This window comes from Weissella koreensis KACC 15510, assembly GCF_000219805.1.
GTDB lineage: Bacteria > Bacillota > Bacilli > Lactobacillales > Lactobacillaceae > Weissella > Weissella koreensis.
This window is the reverse complement of sequence record NC_015759.1, coordinates 29711-47121: the sequence shown is the minus strand read 5'-3', so window position 1 is coordinate 47121 and position 17411 is coordinate 29711. Positions and strand designations below refer to the sequence as shown.

At 32.1% G+C, this 17411-nt stretch carries 13 protein-coding genes; all 13 read left to right on the top strand.

Annotation, left to right across the window (positions count from 1 at the left end):
- Positions 1–20: 20 nt before the first annotated feature.
- Positions 21–221 (top strand): hypothetical protein, encoded by a 201-nt coding sequence (locus tag WKK_RS00210; protein ID WP_006845428.1) that lies wholly within the window; start codon positions 21–23, stop codon positions 219–221.
- Positions 222–233: 12 nt separating this feature from the next.
- A complete protein-coding gene (gene secA / locus WKK_RS00205) occupies positions 234–2597 on the top strand; it encodes a preprotein translocase subunit SecA (protein WP_013989079.1) in 2364 nt (787 codons plus the stop codon).
- A gap of 76 nt (positions 2598–2673) precedes the next feature.
- Positions 2674–3852, top strand: a complete 1179-nt coding sequence (locus WKK_RS00200) for a preprotein translocase subunit SecY (protein WP_242821442.1) — start codon at positions 2674–2676, stop codon at positions 3850–3852.
- A gap of 2 nt (positions 3853–3854) precedes the next feature.
- Positions 3855–5444: an accessory Sec system protein Asp1 gene (gene asp1 / locus WKK_RS00195; protein WP_013989077.1), complete on the top strand. Its 1590-nt coding sequence runs from the start codon at positions 3855–3857 to the stop codon at positions 5442–5444.
- Positions 5437–7023, top strand: coding sequence for an accessory Sec system protein Asp2 (gene asp2, locus WKK_RS00190; RefSeq protein WP_013989076.1), 1587 nt, complete (start codon positions 5437–5439; stop codon positions 7021–7023). The genes asp1 and asp2 overlap by 8 nt, the downstream gene beginning before the upstream one ends.
- Complete coding sequence (asp3, locus tag WKK_RS00185; RefSeq protein ID WP_013989075.1) at positions 7016–7780, top strand: accessory Sec system protein Asp3; 765 nt, start codon at positions 7016–7018, stop codon at positions 7778–7780. The genes asp2 and asp3 overlap by 8 nt, the downstream gene beginning before the upstream one ends.
- 18 nt (positions 7781–7798) lie before the next feature.
- The gene (locus WKK_RS00180) at positions 7799–8875 is read left to right on the top strand and encodes a glycosyltransferase (RefSeq protein ID WP_006845421.1); all 1077 of its coding nucleotides are present in this window, start codon (positions 7799–7801) and stop codon (positions 8873–8875) included.
- On the top strand, positions 8872–9936 hold the full coding sequence (locus tag WKK_RS00175; RefSeq protein WP_006845420.1) for a glycosyltransferase: 1065 nt from the start codon (positions 8872–8874) through the stop codon (positions 9934–9936). The genes WKK_RS00180 and WKK_RS00175 overlap by 4 nt, the downstream gene beginning before the upstream one ends.
- 12 nt (positions 9937–9948) lie before the next feature.
- Entirely contained in the window at positions 9949–13083 is a 3135-nt protein-coding gene (locus WKK_RS00170; RefSeq protein ID WP_013989074.1) for a KxYKxGKxW signal peptide domain-containing protein, read from the top strand.
- A 219-nt stretch (positions 13084–13302) separates the two neighbouring features.
- A complete protein-coding gene (locus WKK_RS00165) occupies positions 13303–14001 on the top strand; it encodes a Crp/Fnr family transcriptional regulator (RefSeq protein WP_013989073.1) in 699 nt (232 codons plus the stop codon).
- Between the two features lie 246 nt (positions 14002–14247).
- Positions 14248–14784 carry a phenolic acid decarboxylase gene (locus WKK_RS00160; protein ID WP_006845416.1) on the top strand — a complete coding sequence of 179 codons (537 nt, stop codon included), beginning with the start codon at positions 14248–14250 and terminating at the stop codon, positions 14782–14784.
- 1 nt (position 14785) lies between these two features.
- Positions 14786–15334 carry a PadR family transcriptional regulator gene (locus tag WKK_RS00155; RefSeq protein ID WP_006845415.1) on the top strand — a complete coding sequence of 183 codons (549 nt, stop codon included), beginning with the start codon at positions 14786–14788 and terminating at the stop codon, positions 15332–15334.
- A gap of 216 nt (positions 15335–15550) precedes the next feature.
- On the top strand, positions 15551–17350 hold the full coding sequence (spxB, locus tag WKK_RS00150; RefSeq protein WP_013989071.1) for a pyruvate oxidase: 1800 nt from the start codon (positions 15551–15553) through the stop codon (positions 17348–17350).
- The last annotated feature ends 61 nt before the right edge of the window (positions 17351–17411 follow it).

The following is a 17411-nucleotide window of genomic DNA, read 5'->3' as shown; positions in this document are numbered from 1 at the left end:
AAATAGAATGGAGGATTTAGATGAAAAAAGATGAATTGAGTAATGTTATTGATACAAAATTCAATGATGAACAAAAGCGTCATCAGTATGGTAAAAAACAAAAAATTCCAAAACTCCAATATATTCGACCACTTTTTTTCACTGTCATAATGTCTGTAACACTAATTGCATTAGTTTCAAAAATTTATGAGGTGGTTCGGTTTTTATTAGTTAGTAAATAAGGTGAATTTTAAATGTTTAAGTTAAAAAAATATGAAAAAATTGTGCAAAAGGTTTATCAAGTTTTGCCTAAATATAAAAGAATGGTTGACATTGAACTTCAGTCACAGACTAACGTTTTTAGATCATTATTAGCAAACGGTCAAAACCTAGAAAAAATTTTGCCCGATATTTTTGCCGTTATTATGGAAGCTGATCGCCGAGTACTTGGACTGGAACCATTTAAAGTTCAGGTTTTAGGTGGACTGGCTTTATTCTTTGGGAATATCGCAGAAATGAAAACAGGTGAAGGTAAAACTTTAGTTGCAACTTTGCCACTTTACGCTCGTGCGTTGCAAGGTAACAAGGGTAATTTCTTGATCACATCAAACGAATATTTGGCTGAACGTGACGGAGAATCAATGGGAAAAGTTTTCAAATGGTTAGGCTTGACGGTAGGAATAGGAGTAAACGTAGATGATGATAAAAAAATAGAACTTTATGATTCAGATATTATTTATACGACTCACTCTAGCTTAGGCTTTGATTATTTGTTTGATAATTTGGGGAGTGACTTAGATCAACAAGCGGTTAAAAGATTTAATTTTGCCATTATTGATGAAATTGACGCTGTTTTACTGGATGGTGCTCAGACGTCTCTTATTATTTCTGGGGCGCCAAAAGTGCAATCGAGTTTATTCGAGATTAGTAACTGGTTTGTTAATAGCCTTGATGAGGAAGATTATGAGTTAAGTGAAGACAGAAAAAAAGTTTGGTTTTCTCCACTAGGAATTAAAAAATTCCAAGAATATTTTAATACCCCTGAAACCGTATTTTCAGCCCGTAATTTTGATATATATCGCCATATTGTCTTAGCATTACAAGCAAATATGTTAAAGAAGCGTGATCAAGATTATGTAGTAGATGATGGAAAAGTTGTTTTATTAGATGAAGTAAATGGGCGAAAAATGAATGGTGTAAAGCTGAATGGAGGTATTCATCAGGCTATTGAAGCTAAAGAGTCTTTAAAAATAACGCCAGAATCTAAGACATTGGGGATGGTGAGTTATCAAAGCTTGTTTAAGAAATTTAAAAGTCTATCTGGAATGACAGGGACAGCCAAAACAGATGAAAAAGAATTTATTGATACTTATCACCTAGAAGTAATAGAGATACCAACAAATCTTCCATTGATAAGAATAGATAAAAAAGATCAAATTTATTTAACTAATCAAGCAAAAATTGAAAAATCTCTTGAGTTAGTTAAAAAAGGAATTAATGAAAAAAGACCAATTTTAATTGAGACCGGATCGGTTAGCATGTCTCAACTATATTCTTTAATTTTATTACAAAATAGAATTCCACATAATTTGTTGAACGCGTCAACGGCTCCACAAGAAAAACAAATTATCAGTGAAGTAGGCGGAGTTAATTCAATAACTTTAGCAACATCGATGGCAGGCCGTGGGACTGACATTAAGCTGACTCCAGAAGCAAAAGAAAATGGAGGGCTTTTAGTCATTGGGACTGAACGAATGACTAGCAAGCGAATTGATAATCAATTACGTGGGCGAGCAGGTCGTCAAGGGGAACCAGGCGAAAGTCAATTTTTAGTTTCATTAGAAGATAAGATTGTCGTTGAAAACACAAGTAATCGAGTTCGTAAATATCATGATATAAATGTTGAAAAAGGTGAGATAGGTGAATTTGACCTTTATCAGCCAATAGATAAAAGAATCGTTAAACATGCAATTGACTCAGCCCAAAGAAAAGTAGGAAACCTTGAGGCACAAGGTCGAGAGCGGACTATGGCGTTTGACACTATTTTAAGTAATCAACGAGAAAAAATATATCGAACAAGAAATGAAGTTTTAACTGATGATCCTGATTTTATCGATGAATTGATAAATAGCTGTTTAAATGAGGTGATTACAAATTTTGTAGATAATTACCGTAGTATTGAGCTGCATGATGTTGCTGATTTTATTTTTAACAATGTAGAAAGTGCATATGAATTGGCAGATATTGAAGACCAATTGGCTGGGAATATGAAAAAGAAAAATATTCATTTATTTCTATTCAATGTTGCTAGCGAAGCTTTAGACAAATCATTAGATCGATTTAAGAATGGTCTTCAATTAGCATACTTTAAAAAAATAACTGTTTTAAAAGCAATTGATAATGGTTGGATAGATCAACTTGATTATTTACAACAACTTAAAAGTATTGTTGATGGTCGAAGTTCTGCTCAACATAAGCCAATCAATGAATTTGCCTTAGAGGCACGTCGTAGTTTCTTTAACATGGAAAAAGAAATGTGGTTGAACATGTTCCGTAACCTATTATTAACAGAGATTGAAAAAAATATAGACGGTTCTATTGAATTGAGTTTTCCATAAAAAGGATGTGACTATCTTGATAAACAAAATAAAAAAATATGGCGATTTAATAAAAAAAAGCCTTTTTACAATATTAATGCTGAGTATATATCTTGTAGGACAAAGTATTCCAATACCGTTACATGGGATAAGCTTTCAAATTGGAAGTGAATTTTCAATGCAAAATCTTCTGTCTCTAACAACTGGTGGAGTATTTAGCAGTGCGACTTTGTTTTCATTGGGTATGGGACCTTATATGACTGTTTCAATTTTGATTTCAATTATATTATTTGCCAATCGTGATCGGGCCTCTCAATTTTCACATGAACAACGTGGAATGATTCAAGTTCGTGGAATATTTGTTTTATCTTTTCTGCAATCTATACCATTAGCATATAATTTGCAAACAACTGTCACATCTCAGGCGATTAAAATGAACTACTTTCTAGTATTTAGTATGACTATTATATGTTTAGTCGCGGGTGGATTATTAATTTCTTGGATTGCTAGTATTAATTCTAAATATGGTTTGGGTGGACCTTTTATTATGATTTTACCTGGAATTATTACAGGGGTAACTCGAAGTATTTCAGCAAATTATACGTCAGTCATTATGATAGCTAGTAGATTAGTTATTTTGATTATTGTGACTATAATTTTTGTATTTATAACTACGGGTCTATATACAACAGAGTATCACGTTGATATTCAGCGAATAGGAATTGATCGAAGGTCTAAAGATGCTTATTATGCATTTAGAATTTTAATCGCTGGGACAATGCCTTTGATGTTTGCAACTTCATTTATGTATTTGCCTTCCTATATTATGCAACTATTAGATTGGAAAAATGACTTTATTTTATCTTTCTTTCAATTAACTAGTTTACGAGGAATTATAGTTTATGGAATTATTATTTATATTTTGGGAATAATATTTTCATTTGTAAATATTATGCCAGAACAAATTGCTCAGGATCTAAAAGAATCAAGCGATTATATTGTTGGTGTAAATCCTGGTCATGATTCTCAAAGATATATAACTAGAAGAGTTTTTGTATTTGCAATTTTGGGAAGCCTTTATTTAGCAACAGTTGTAATTACTCCGTTATTAATTGGTTATTGGACAGGTAATGAAATATATACAAACTTTTCTAATTATTTTGCGATGCTCTTTGTGCTAATTTCCATTTTGGATACAGTGCGTCAAGATATTGATTTTCTATACTATAAAGACAATTATAGTTTATTCAATATTAAATTAAAGGGAGGGCGGTAGTTATGATGTATTTTATTGCTGATTTACCTGAAGATGTGAAAAGCTTTGAGAAAATACCTTTACTTAATATGATTAAAAATATCAGAAATAATGGTTTGGAATATAAAGTTTTATTACCAACTTTAGTTCCGTTTTTAAGATATTTGAATTCAGAATATAAGTTATTTGATATAGAACAGTCTGAATTGATATTTCATCATATTCAAAATATACAACTTAATTCTGGTACGCCATTAACAATGAATGATTTAGATCTTCCAAATGATGTGGAGAAAATATATACCCGAAATGATGTTTTACTTTATAAAAACAATGAAAAATTCGGAAATGTTAAATTTAATCGTTTTGGATTTATTGACCAGGTAAAATATTTTTGGAAAAACGGATCACGGATCGATATTTATTCTGATTATGGATTTATCATTTCATCAAAACTATATGATGAATCAGGGAATTTAGAACGTCGAATTTTCTATGATGAACAAGAAAATAGCATTTTTGAAATTAAAGATGAACAAGTCAATATAGTGGATACGATATCTGAAAATTTTAATAAACGCACATATAGCAATATTGAAGAAATTATAAATGAGTTCTTGCGAAAGGCCTTAAAAGATTTCAATTTAAAAACTGACTATCTTGTAATAGATATTTCAAATGATTATTTAATTACATTGAGTAAAAATTTTCCATTTCCAGAAAAAATTATTTTTGTTTTTTACGGTAATTTCACAACAAGGATATTGAATAAAATTAAGCAAATTAGTGAATTAACACAAGCAAAAGCCTTGATTACTGATTCTACCCTACTCAAAAGAACTTTGGATCAAGAACATATTAATGGTCTAAATATTAATACACATTTAATTTCTACATTTTCAACACAATTATCTTTAGGGCAAAGTAATACGTTTAGAGAACGAGTAATTTATTGGCAAATTGATAATGTAGATAAAGATTTCAAAAAAATATTTCATAAAATGTTGAGGTATCGATTGAAGTTTGATGATTTACGTTTGATTTTAAATGTTATAAATCAAAATGATATTGAAATTTTAAAAAAAGAAGTAGTGGAATTTGTTAATAATGAGTTGGAAATTAATACTACATCTGATGAATTCAAAATGATAGAAACTTATTTTGCTGCTGAATTAGAAGGACAGATGTCTATCGATTTAAAAGAAGCTTTTGAAACAGCTAAAAAAAACATTTACGGTTTTGAAAATATGATTACTGCATATTCATTTATTCATCATGTTGAATATAGATTTAAATCGTTAACAAAAATTAATCAACAAGATCTATCTATTAGTCGAATTTATGTTAATTTTCGAAAAACTAATGATGCCTTTAAAGAATCAATTGTATTAAGCAATGGGATTCCATTCATTAGTTTTCAATCATCAATATACTTCAAAGATGGTAAAAATGGAAACATCATTAAATCTAACAATGAGTTATTTGATGTTCTTTCAACATATCTAGACAGTAATGAGATATGGAATAAAGCTTTGGTTGAAAGTGTGGAGATGATCAATAAAAATTCGTCTGACCAAATTATGAGCGATTGGGGGGATGTGATAGATGGCTAAAGCGAAACTATTAATACAAATTGGTGGAGAAAAGATTAAAGGAGTTTCCAATTTAGATCAACAATTTGAATTTCATTATGTTGACGTTTCCTTGCACAAATTAGAAGAATGCTTTGAAAAATTATCAGCAATACCGTTGAAAAGTCCAAATAATTCTGGAAATGTATTTTTATTTGGATCAAATGAGATCGAAAAATTATCTTTGGAAATATTACGTTACCTACCAAGTTATCAGATTTTTTATGAAGACATAGGCAATACTTCAGTTAAAAATCGTAAAGTTTTAGCCTTAAAAGGTGCCATGCAGGTTAATTTATTAGATCAAGGTTACAATTTCGTTGAATATCTAAATGTTAACTACGCAGTTAAACCTTGGGGAACCAGTATTGATAACAGCATGGTTGAATTATCAAAAAACTTCTCCGGTGAGATTCAAAAAAAAGGTTCCGGAAAATTTATCTTTGATGGTGACTTTGGGGATGATTTCTCAGAAATTATTCTATGGAAAAACAAATGGGGGCCAACTGGTAGAACACAGCTTCATGCTGAAATTAAGGTGCACGGTGAAAACATAAAATACTTTTACCGCGCATATTATGAAAAAGATGGCGAGATCATTTTATGGGATTTTGATGGTGAAAATTTGAATCTGGGGGAAGTTTATCGAAATATTGGTTTTCCTAATTTCCCTCTAAATATTGCCTTATTTGCTAAAGGTCGGGGCAAATTAGAGATAGGTGATATTCACTTACGTTATTACCTATCTTCTGATAATTTTTTGGCTATAGGAGGAAAACGTTTAGTTGATCCCGATCGGGGAAATGAAGAATTAGGTTATTACTTTAATGTTGGAGATTTAAAGCCACCATTGAATATATATTTTTCTGGTTTTAGACCATCAGAAGGATACGAAGGACGTTGGATGATGGGAAGTCTTGGATCACCTTTCATGTTAGTATACGACCCAAGAATTGTTGGTGGAGCTTTTTATCGAGGTGAAAATTTAGAAAAACAGTTAGTTGAAATCATTAAAGAAAAATTAGATTATTTAGGTTTTACTAATAATCAATTAAATTTATCAGGACTATCGATGGGAACATATGCATCATTCTATTATGGGGCAATGCTAGAACCTCATGGTATTTTGGTAGGAAAACCCTTAGCAGGAATTGGTAATTTAGCATTAAATTCTAGATTGTATTCTCCTTATGAATGGGATTTAGCAATGGATACAATCATTCATACTCAAGGAGAATTAAATAAAGATAGTGCATTGGAAATGGATAAAGACTTCTGGAATTTATTTTTATCTGCAGATTTTTCTAAAACAACTTTTGCTATTGCCTATATGTTACAAGATACAGATCGTCCTTTTAATAAAATTTTCAAGCATTTAAAAGAAAATTACCCGACTGCAAAAGTGCTACATAAAGGATTAGAGGGACGACATAATGATGATACAAATGGAATAAATACTTGGTTTTTTAAACAATATCAAGATTTGTTGGCTGCTGATTTCAAGCGTAACTTTCATAAAAACGAATTGGAAACAGAAATAAAAGAGGTTAGTGATGAATAATATTTATTTTACTCGTTGGCCAGATAACTTAAGTGATGTTGCTGTAACAGGTACTGATATACGATATCTAGAAGATGGTAAAGTTTATTTTTCTAACGAAACGTTTTCTCCAGGAAAAGTATTGTGTACATGGCGTTCAAAAACAAATTATATCGAACAGGGAATTAAACCAACGCTACCTTTACTGGAATCAGGTCAAAAATATAAATTAACGGCACAGCTGGAGTCTGATAATGGACTGTCGGTACAATTACAAATTATTTTTTATGATATCAATCAAGAAAAAATTGATGGAATTATATTAAAAGGGCTAAGCGATAAATTCACTTATCCTGATGATGCAGTTTCATATGAAATAAGCTTACTAAATTTAAATAATAAATGGCTTAAATTTGATTATCTAGAAATTAACAATGTTAAGGATCAACGTATTGTCACAGCCCACTTAGGGAAACATGGTAGTTTTATTTTTACGACACCTGCCATAAATGGAGCGGTTGGGAAAAGGTTAGGGATAACTTTTTCACGTGGGCCATCAACAATAACAGAAGTCCCAGAATTGATTGATAAATCAGTTCTGGGAGGCATCATTCATGTATATACTGACGGCAATAATTTAAAAGAGTTGTTAAATGAAATTAAAAACAAATTTGAATTTAAAAATTTATCAGTGTTAGAACATCAAAAAAATTGTTTTTATCATTTAACAGATTCTGAAATAAAACAGATTAAATATTTTTTGAGTAAAAATAACTAGAAGGGAAAACAATAAAGAATGACCTATTGGATAACACAAGTTGACGATAATGAATACGTATCTAACCGGGCTTCTGGAATTATCGCTAATCAAATGGCAGCTGATTCTATTAGTCAGATTGGATTTAGACGATTACATTATCCAAGAATGTATGCAAGTGAATTACAGGAGATGGGAGAGGCAGCTCGAAAAGACCGTTTAGAGGCGCTTTTAAGTTTGGTACTACCTGGGGATGTTGTAATTGTTCAATATCCGATGTGGACTAATTATACTCAATTTGAACTTGAGTATATTGACTATCTAAAGAATACTCGAAAAGCCAAAATTGTTGCTCTTGTTTGGGATATTGTTTCTTGGATTCATGATAATAGGAAACGTGATTATACTGTAGACGCCTCACTATGGATGTTGAATCGTTATGACTTAGTAATTTCTGCTAATGAAAAAATGGCTAAACGATTAGCAACAGAGGGCGGAGTTAAAACACCAATGATCGCCATGTATCTGTCTGACTTTGTTTACCAAGGACCATTGCAAGAAAAAAAGCGAATTGATCAAATTTACTATGTTGCAACTGGAATTGATTCAGCCATGATTGAAGAATATCAATCTGAAATTCCAATTAAATTTATTGGACCAAACTGGAATAAAGAAAAATTACCAAATTATATTCAATTACTTGGTGCAATGAATAGTAATGATATTCCTAGTCAACTGGAAGGTGGATTTGGATTACTCTATTATCCTAAAACTGGTGGATTAAAGGGGATGAATCATTATGGTGAATATAATAATCCTATGAAACTGTCATTATATTTGGCATCAGGGCTTCCTGTTATTACAATGCCAAATACTGCTCATGCTCAGTGGGTTAAAGATCAAGGTCTTGGATTTGTGGTTGATTCTATTTCAGACATTGATGATCTTATTCATAACCTAAGTGATGATGATTATCAAAAAATGGTTGAAAATATAAAACCGTGGCAACGTGCAGTGACTAGTGGTTTCTTTGCAAAAGAAGCGGCTATTGAAGCTATTCGTTACTTAGAACTTGGTTTTACTGATCGTCAAGTTGATGTGGAGGTGAAGAAATGACTAATTGGATTACCCGTTTTAATGTGTCAAATCACAGTCAAAAACATGATGCTATTCAAATTGTCAGCAAAAATGTTTCACACTCAGCTCAAGAACTTGGCTTTCAGGAAATAAATTTTGGTAATTACTATCAATTGGATGATCGTAATAGACGTAAAAATATTATCGATACTGTTTTAGGACCTGTGCAACCAGGTGATTTGATAGTAATTCAATTTCCGCTATGGACTTATCTTAATTTCCAATCGGAATTTATTGATCAAGCTAAGTCCATAGATCGGGTTCGTGTAGTAGCTCTTGTTCATGACATTCCAACATGGATGTTTGATGACGGAACAGCTCAGTACGATCGTGAAAATGATTTCTGGCTCAAACAATTACGTAAATTCGACTTATTATTAGTGGCCAATGAGAAGGGAGCTAAGCGTCTACGTGAGGATGGCGTAATGGTACCCATGATTGCAATGCATATTTGGGACTACTATTATGATGGTCCTCTTAAGGATAAGAAATTCAAAAAACAGTTATTCTATGTAGGTGGTCGAGATGTTAATGGAATAGATTATCACGCATCGACGCCATTAATGATTTATAACCGTCATGTTGAAGAAAAAGTTTTATGGAATCCAAGCGTAGATTGGTTAGGGCGATTACCGAGTGATGATATTGTCGCTAGTGTTGATGGTGGCTTTGGACTAGTTGTTTCGGATAATATTAAAGAGAAATCTAATATGAATTTTGTTGATTATACGCAATATAATAATCCAACTAAATTATCATTATATTTAGCAGCTGGTTTACCAGTAATTATTTCGAGTAAAACAGCTCATGCTAAATGGATTGAGGAACGTGGAATCGGTTTAGTTGTGGATAATCTAAATGAAATCGATAACGTATTATCAAGTGTGACAGACGTAGATTATCAATTGATGTTAAAGAAAATTGAGCCATGGCAAAAAGCTGTTTCTGAAGGCTTTTTTATAAAAAGAACCCTTATAGCAATGCTTAGATACATGGAACTAGGATTTGAAGACATTTTAATAGATAATAATAATTATTAAGGAAGTTTAGAGATGTCTAAGAAAAATAATTTAAAATTACTAAAAAAATCTGATAAAAAGCAAAGATATAAAGCATATAAAGCTAATAAGTCATGGGCTTATGCCACTATTACCAGTGTGGCAGGAATTTTAAGTGGGGGGGCAGCATTACCATTAGCTGTTCATGCGCAAACAAATGAAGGTAAGACTACAGAAGCGAGTAGCAGTAGCACTAGTAAATTATTAGCGAATCAAAAATCAACAACAATACCAGCTTCTGATGATATTAAGTCAGATAGTAAAAACAATAAAGTAGTGACATCAGATAAAGACTATACCATAATTCACTCAAGTAATCGTGATGAAAGAACGGCATATTATTTGAACCATGGCTATAGGGATATGATGAATGTTGCTCCTGGACCATATACTGCTGGTTGGTCTTCGCACACTGGATCTTTAGATGGTAAAGTTTTAGTTAATAATCTTAATGAAAACAGATATACTTCTTCATCAACTGTTGTAGTTATAGCTTCAAAAATTGGAGATAGAACGGATGGATGGATTCAACCACATATTGGTTCTGAAGACACTTCTGCGGTTTCTGGGTACTATGCTGGTCAGAAAATGGATCTATCTGCCTTAAATAAAGGTGATGTTGCCGAATGGAAATTAAATGCAAATCTACTTGTAGGATCTAATGTTTTTGGTTCTCATGCTATGATGCAAATAAATACTAACTATGGTGCAAAGACAGATATTAACTTATGGACGCCATTATCATCTGATTCTGAATCTGGTTCAAATTCAAATTCATTAAGTGATTCAACGTCAGATTCGAACAGTGAAAATCCAGGTACCGATTCCGAAAGTACCTCAGGAAGTGAATCTGATTCATTATCTGACAATGGTTCCGAGAGTGATTCAACGTCGGATTCATTATCTGATAATGTTTCAGAAAGTGATTCAACATCTGATTCGTTGTCTGATAATGTTTCAGAAAGTGATTCAACATCTGATTCGTTGTCTGATAGTAATTCATTAAGTGATTCAGATAATATTTCCGAAAGTAACTCACACTCAAATTCTCAAAGTGATTCAACGTCGGATTCATTATCTGACAGTAATTCATTAAGTGATTCAGATAATATTTCAGATAGCGAATCAACAAGCGATTCAACGTCGGATTCATTATCTGACAGTAATTCATTAAGTGATTCAGATAATATTTCAGATAGCGAATCAACAAGCGATTCAACGTCGGATTCATTATCTGACAGTAATTCATTAAGTGATTCAGATAATATTTCAGATAGCGAATCAACAAGTGATTCAACGTCAGATTCATTGTCCGACAGTAATTCATTAAGTGATTCAGATAATATTTCAGATAGCGAATCAACAAGTGATTCAACGTCGGATTCAGTATCAGATAGTAATTCATTAAGTGATTCAGACAATGGTTCAGAGAGTGAATCAACGTCGGATTCATTATCAGACAATGCTTCAGATAGTGAATCAACATCAGATTCAGTATCAGACAATGCTTCAGAAAGTGATTCAACGTCGGATTCATTATCAGACAATGCTTCAGAAAGTGGATCAACATCAGATTCAGTATCAGACAATGCTTCAGATAGTGAATCAACATCAGATTCATTATCAGACAATGCTTCAGAAAGTGATTCAACGTCGGATTCATTATCAGACAATGCTTCAGAAAGTGGATCAACATCAGATTCAGTATCAGGCAATGCTTCAGATAGTGAATCAACATCAGATTCAGTATCAGACAATGCTTCAGAAAGTGATTCAACGTCGGATTCAGTATCAGATAGTAATTCATTAAGTGATTCAACGTCAGATTCAGTATCAGACAATGCTTCAGATAGTGAATCAACATCAGATTCAGTATCAGACAATGCTTCAGATAGTGAATCAACATCAGATTCATTATCAGACAATGCTTCAGATAGTGAATCAACATCAGATTCAGTATCAGACAATGCTTCAGAAAGTGATTCAACGTCGGATTCAGTATCAGATAGTAATTCATTAAGTGATTCAACGTCAGATTCAGTATCAGACAATGTTTCAGATAGTGAATCAACATCGGATTCAGTATCAGATAGTAATTCATTAAGTGATTCAACGTCAGATTCAGTATCAGACAATGCTTCAGATAGTGAATCAACATCAGATTCAGTATCAGACAATGCTTCAGATAGTGAATCAACATCGGATTCAGTATCAGACAATGCTTCAGAAAGTGATTCAACGTCGGATTCAGTATCAGATAGTAATTCATTAAGTGATTCAACGTCAGATTCAGTATCAGACAATGCTTCAGATAGTGAATCAACATCAGATTCAGTATCAGATAATGCTTCAGAAAGTGATTCAACATCGGATTCAGTATCAGATAGTAATTCATTAAGTGATTCAACGTCAGATTCATTATCAGACAATGCTTCAGAAAGTGGATCAACGTCAGATTCAGTATCAGACAATGCTTCAGAAAGTGATTCAACGTCGGATTCAGTATCAGATAGCAATTCATTAAGTGATTCATTATCAAATAGTGATTCGTTGTCAGACTCAGAATCAACATCAGATTCAACGAGTGACTCACATTCAGATTCACAAAGTGATTCAACATCAGAATCAATGAGTGACTCGACAAGTGAATCAACATCGGATTCAGTATCAGATAGCAATTCGTTGTCAGACTCAGAATCAACATCAGATTCAACGAGCGACTCGCATTCCGACTCACAAAGTGATTCAACATCAGAATCAATGAGTGACTCGACAAGTGATTCAACATCGGATTCAGTATCAGATAGTAATTCATTAAGTGATTCAGTATCAGATAGCAATTCGTTGTCAGACTCAGAATCAACATCAGATTCAACGAGCGACTCACATTCCGACTCACAAAGTGATTCAACATCAGAATCAATGAGTGACTCGACAAGTGATTCAACATCGGATTCAGTATCAGATAGTAATTCAACGAGTGACTCACATTCAGACAATAATGCAGATCCTTCATTGCCATCTACGGATGCTGCATATCAGGAAAATAAATTTATTGAAGAAGAATTATTAGCTGGTGTACTGGCATTAGGAGCATTGTTAAGTAAAAAACGCCGTAATAAAAAATAATAAAAAAGACACCTATCAAACGAAACAGTTTTTATAAATAAATAAAGAAGGTAATATATATTTAAGCTACTAATATATATTACTTTTTTTATAATATATATTACTTTTATAAAAATAAGAAAACGGTAATAAATTTTATAATAAAATACATTTAATTATAAATTATATATGGAAAGGTAGTATGTTTAGTGGGAATATTATTATTAAGGTGCAAATAATATGTTGAAATATTTAGATGAAAATTCATATATTGAATATTTAATGGATAAATTATCACAAAATAGATATGCTAATTTAATTTTAAAACATAATGGATATCAATTGGATGATTCTGATGGAATTTCAGAAAATATTTACATACTAAAATCAGGCATTGTTAAACATTCAATCTTAAATGAGGACGGTAATGAAATAAATATAAATTTCCAAAATAATCCTGGAATTGTAAATTTATTTATCAATGATAGAAATGAACTAGCAAATAGTTCACATCTAGTTACTGTTAAATCTTATCAAGCCTGGTTTTATAAAATAAATATAAAAAATTTCAGTAAAATAGTTAATGACAATTATAGACTTAAAAAATATATAGATATACATCATGAGAATGAGCTAAGAACATTTATTAACATGTTGGAATATGGTATGACATATAGCAAATTAGGATCCGTCTGTGCTTTCTTTAGCCAATGTTCTGAGCAATCAGGTCTAGAAATGATTTTGCGCGATGGTACTAAAGTAATATTAATAAACTTAGAGCTTTTGCATGATGATATTGGTAAATTTTGTGGAATTAATAATAGAAGCTCAGTCAGTAGAATTATCGCTAAACTTAAAAAAATGAATATTTTAGATTCATTTCACCATTACTATATAATTAAGGATTTAGATAAATTAAATATGCTGAAATTAAAATGAATTTCATATACATTATAATGAATAAGTTATGTTTAAGCATTTAAAATATTTTTTTTGATAATAGTATAGTGAACGTTAAATAAAATAAAAATCCTATTAACTTAAATGTTAGTAGGATTTTTATTTTATTTCATAAGGGGAAAAATTAAATAGTAAGGTGATAGAATTAATGTTCAACAAAAACTTGACTTTATGTCGATAACGACATAAGATAAAGACATACTTAATTTGAAGGGAAGAAATATCATGACAAAAAAATTTAAAACACTTGATGACTTTTTAGGAACACACTTTATCTATACTTACGATAATGGTTGGGAATACGAATGGTACGCTAAGAATGACCATACTGTTGATTACCGTATTCACGGTGGAATGGTTGCTGGTCGTTGGGTAACTGATCAAGAAGCAATCATTGTGATGCTTACTGAAGGGATTTACAAGATTTCTTGGACTGAGCCTACTGGAACTGACGTTGCACTTGATTTTGTTCCTAATGAGAAAAAATTAAATGGAACGATTTTCTTCCCAAAGTGGGTAGAAGAACACCCAGAAATTACAGTTACGTACCAAAACGAGCATATTGATTTGATGGAAGAGTCTCGTGAAAAGTACGAAACTTACCCAAAGTTGGTTGTTCCTGAATTTGCTAATATTACTTATATGGGTGATGCCGGTCAAAATAACGAAGATGTTATTAGTGAAGCACCTTATGCTGATATGCCAGATGATATCCGCAACGGAAAATATTTTGATGAAAATTATCACCGTTTAAACAAGTAATATGCCTAGGCCAAGAATTTTACCTAATATTGTTTTAGGTATGTTGAGCAATCAACAACTAATGACCGGTAAAGATATGTTACAAGAATTTGATTATGAGATTGGTGAGTTTTGGAAGTCTTCTCATAGTCAGTTATATCCAGAATTACAAAAAATGGTTCAAGAAGGTACAATTAAAATCTTGCCAAATGATGATGGAGAAGATGCTAAAATTATTAAATATACGGCGACAAAACTTGGACAAGCTACTTTAGATGCTTGGTTAAGGGAGCCTATTAATGAAAAAAATCAGCATTTAACATCTTTAAAACTATATTTTATTAAAGATAGTCAACAGGCTTTACTTATTGAAATTTTAGAACAAGATATTACTATTCATCAACAGAAGTTAATTCACTTGAAAGAACGATTAACAGTTTTGTTTGGATCAGAATTACAAGTCAATCAACGATATGGTCACTATTTGATTCTTACACGAGCGATCGAGCGAGAAACAAATTATATCAAGTGGTCTACTAAAGTTATTGAGACTCATGCAAAACATTTATAATATAAAAAAGCCAGTAGTGCGAGATACTTTTTCCCACTACTGGTTTTTTAATGTGTAATTTTAAATTTGTGTCTGGACGTCATAGTATTGATATTACTTAATTTATGGACCATGAGTAAATTAAGGAAAGCGATTTCATAAAATAGGTTTACTTACACTTAGTAAGTGTTATAATATAATTGTACAATGTTTTATAAATAAATGGAGGATGCTACTATGTCAAAAGAAACGAATACTATTAATGCTGGTACTGCTATGATTAAGGTTCTTGAGTCTTGGGGAGTTGATCATTTGTATGGAATTCCTGGCGGATCAATTAATTCAACAATGGATGCATTGTTGAAAGAAAAAGATAATATTAAATATATTCAAGTTCGACATGAAGAAGTAGGAGCTATGGCCGCTGCTGCTGATGCCAAATTAACTGGGAAAATTGGTGTAGCCTTTGGTTCAGCTGGGCCTGGCGGAACCCATTTATTGAATGGATTGTACGATGCACGTGAGGACCACGTCCCAGTTTTGGCACTTGTAGGTCAATTTGGAACCAGTGGTATGAATATGGATACATTCCAAGAAATGAATGAGAATCCTATTTATGCTGATGTAGCTGTCTACAATGTCACGGTAGTAACGGCAGAATCTCTGCCTCATATTATTGACGAAGCTATTAGACGGGATTATGCTAACAAAGGGGTAGCAGTAGTACAAATTCCTGTTGATTTACCTTGGAAGGATATTCCTTCAGAAAGTTGGTATTCATCAGCTAACAGTCACCAAGACTTTGTTTACGAACATGTGGATGTACAACAAGCTCAATCAATAGCTGACATTTTGTCAGCGGCAAAACGCCCATTAATTTATTACGGAATTGGTACAAGAGGAGCCGGTCAGGAATTAGAAGAATTATCTAATAAATTAAAAATACCTTTGATGAGCACATATCCCGCAAAAGGTATCCTGCCTGACCGTCATCCTCATTATTTAGGTTCTGCAAACAGGGTTGCACATAAGCCAGCAAATGATGCTTTAGCTCAAGCGGATGTAATCCTCTTTGTAGGTAGTAATTATCCTTTCGCTGAGGTTTCAAATGCATTTAAAAATGTTGAAAAATTCTTACAAATTGACCTCGATCCTAGCAAATTAGGAAAAAGGCACCATACTGATGTAGCGATGTTAGCTGATGCTAAATTAGCATTAAAGAAGATAACAGAATTGTCTTCTGAAAAAGAGGAAACTCCTTGGTGGCAGGCTAACTTAGAGAATATTAAAAACTGGAATTCATACTTGGATAAGATTGAACATAAAACAGATGGTGATCTTCAAGCTTATCAAGTTTATAATGCAATTAATTCAATTACTAATGAGAAAACAATTTTTTCTTTAGACGTGGGAGATGTTAATCAATTAGCTAATAGACATTTGTTATTAAAAGAAAGCAACATTCACTTTACATCTAATTTATTTGCATCAATGGGAGTTGGAATTCCTGGATCAATTGCGGCTAAATTAAATTACCCAGATCGACAAGTCTTTTCACTTTCGGGTGATGGCGGAGCTGCCATGGTTATGCAAGATTTAGTGACACAAGTTCAGTACAATTTGCCAATCATTAATGTTGTCTTTTCTAATAATCAATTTGGATTTATTAAAGATGAGCAAGAGGATACCAATAATGGCTACTTAGGAACTACTTTTAATGATATTGATTTTTCTAAGGTAGCAGATAGTATGGGTATGGCTGGCTTCCGTGTAGATAAGATTAGTGATTTGGATCTTGTTTTTAAAAAGGCTCAGGAAATTGCAAAGAATGAACCAGTCTTAATCGATGTTCTTATCTCAGGTGATCGTCCAATCCCTGTCGAAAATATGAAATTAGATCCAGCTAAGTTTAGCGACGAACAAATTTCTTCATTCAAGAAGAGATATGATGCTGATGAATTAATTCCATTTTCAACTTATTTGAAAAAATTTGGAGTTGAAACTTTAAATGATGAAATTAATGAAGGTGGGTTCTAATTTATTATCTGGTAATCATGATTAATAAAAAATATAAACTGTGAAACCCCGTGAGTTATTA